Source organism: Parabacteroides sp. AF39-10AC, assembly GCF_003635405.1.
Lineage (GTDB): Bacteria > Bacteroidota > Bacteroidia > Bacteroidales > Tannerellaceae > Parabacteroides > Parabacteroides distasonis.
The window spans coordinates 183,769-184,575 of sequence record NZ_QTLP01000011.1; the positions used below are offsets into that span (position 1 = coordinate 183,769).

General features: G+C 50.7%; 1 rRNA gene (only partly in view). It reads right to left on the reverse strand.

Annotated elements, in window-relative coordinates:
- Positions 1 to 807, reverse strand: a 23S ribosomal RNA gene (locus DW033_RS24655) (its annotated part extends past both window edges: 750 nt to the left, 1,407 nt to the right); the annotation flags it as partial.

Sequence of the window (807 nt, forward strand, 5' to 3'; positions counted from 1 at the left end):
GGAGTTAGAACTCAAACAACCGAAGGGCCGTATTTCAACGGCGGCTCCACAAATACTGGCGTACCTGCTTCAAAGCCTCCGGCCTATCCTACACATCGTCTGCCCAAATTCAATGTAAAGCTATAGTAAAGGTTCACGGGGTCTTTTCGTCCCATCGCGGGTAATCGGCATCTTCACCGATACTACAATTTCACCGAGCTCACGGTTGAGACAGTGTCCAGATCATTACACCATTCGTGCAGGTCGGAACTTACCCGACAAGGAATTTCGCTACCTTAGGACCGTTATAGTTACGGCCGCCGTTTACTGGGGCTTCAATTCAACGCTTCTCTTGCGATGACATCTCCTCTTAACCTTCCAGCACCGGGCAGGTGTCAGGCTGTATACCTCATGTTTCCATTTCGCACAGCCATGTGTTTTTGTTAAACAGTTGCCTGGACCTATTCTCTGCGCCTCGCCTTACGACGAGGACCCTTTATCCCGAAGTTACAGGGTCAATTTGCCTAGTTCCTTAACCGTGAGTCACTCGAGCGCCTCAGTATTCTCAACCCGACCACGTGTGTCCGTTTACGGTACGGGTGCCGCATGGATAAGTTTAGCGGATTTTCTCGGGAGCATGGTTACGTCCATATTACCTCGTACAAGTACTCGGTATACTGTCAGGTTCGGATCTCACGGCGGATTTGCCTACCATGATCGACTCCTACACCCTTCAACCGGCTATTCCGTCAGCCGGCAGGACTGTCACTTCTCCGTCTCCACGTCACTCCATGAGGCAGTATGGGAATATTAACCCATTCTTCCATC